Consider the following 1,096-nt stretch of genomic DNA (forward strand, 5'->3'; position numbering starts at 1 on the left):
GTTCTCACTCATTTCTGTCGCTGACAGATTTATTGTTTTTTCATTGTTCAGTACTACAACTTATGTTGTAGCGCCCTGCACATTGGTTCGTCTTGTTCAGTTTTCAAAGGTCTTTGTCACTCGCTTCTCTCAAGCGGCAACTATATTAGTATATCACAATCACTTTCGCTTGTCAACACTTTTTTGAAACTTTTTTAATCTTTTTTTTCATCAAGTGTTACAACCGCAACATACCATAGTCCGTACGGGATTCGAACCCGTGTTACCGCCGTGAAAAGGCGGTGTCTTAACCCCTTGACCAACGGACCAGAGTGGTTATTTTCAACTCTTACTATTATACAGTCTTTTTCAGACTTGTCAACACCTTTTTCTAATTTTTTTAAACTTTTTACAATTTGCTAACTTCTCGCCAAATTTCAAGTTCAAGTTAGCCATGAAGAAGTCTTCTCTGGGTGATTTGTAGTTCAAGCATTTTTTAGGATAGTTATTAATCCAATTTTCGATGAATGCGACTTCTTTGGGAGTCGTTTTCTTAGTTCCCTTAGGTAACCATCTCCGAATGAGGCTGTTGTGATTCTCATTAGTTCCCCTTTCCCAAGAGGCATAGGGGTGCGCATAATAGATATGTTCCTCAGAAAATACATCAGACAAGCGGTTAAATTCTGTACCATTATCTGCCGTGATGGACAGAATCTTGTCTTGTTTTAAGATGAGTTTTAAAGCCTGATTGACCGCCTCAGCACTTTTATTTGGAATCAATCGGATAATTTGATGCCTAGTCCTTCGATCAGTTAAGACCAGTAAACAATAATTTTTCACTCTTGTAAGCAGAACCGTATCAATCTCATACTGGACTAAAATCAAAAAAACATCTTATAATAGTAGTTATGAAACTTACAAACGAAGAAACACAAAAAATTGAACAACTCCTAAGAGATTCATCGTACGCCAAATATCACAAACGTCTACAGATTATTTATTTTCGCTCAAAAGAAAAGAGTTATAAGGAAATCATGGATTTGCTAGATTGCAATAAAACAACTGTTTGGAGGAATTTGAAAAAATATAAGGAGTTTGGTTTAGAAGCGCTTCTTCA

Annotated in this window: 2 protein-coding genes, 1 tRNA gene and 1 pseudogene; 2 read left to right on the plus strand and 2 right to left on the minus strand. The window is 36.4% G+C overall.

What is annotated here, in order from left to right; all coding sequences use genetic code 11:
- Window positions 1-187 (plus strand): hypothetical protein (locus tag HT688_RS11555; protein WP_240148174.1); only part of this gene is annotated, 187 nt, incomplete at its 5' end.
- A 49-nt stretch (window positions 188-236) separates the two neighbouring features.
- Here the strand turns inward: HT688_RS11555 and HT688_RS10150 are convergent.
- Window positions 237-308: transfer RNA gene (locus HT688_RS10150), tRNA-Glu, on the minus strand.
- Between the two features lie 49 nt (window positions 309-357).
- Window positions 358-849: pseudogene (locus HT688_RS10155) on the minus strand (IS30 family transposase); the annotation flags it as partial.
- A 38-nt stretch (window positions 850-887) separates the two neighbouring features.
- Here HT688_RS10155 and HT688_RS10160 point away from each other — a divergent pair.
- A partial coding sequence (locus HT688_RS10160; protein WP_172923233.1) for a helix-turn-helix domain-containing protein occupies window positions 888-1,096 on the plus strand: 209 nt, incomplete at its 3' end.

Origin of the sequence: Streptococcus sp. 1559 (assembly GCF_013276735.1) — a bacterium.
Lineage (GTDB): Bacteria > Bacillota > Bacilli > Lactobacillales > Streptococcaceae > Streptococcus > Streptococcus pseudopneumoniae.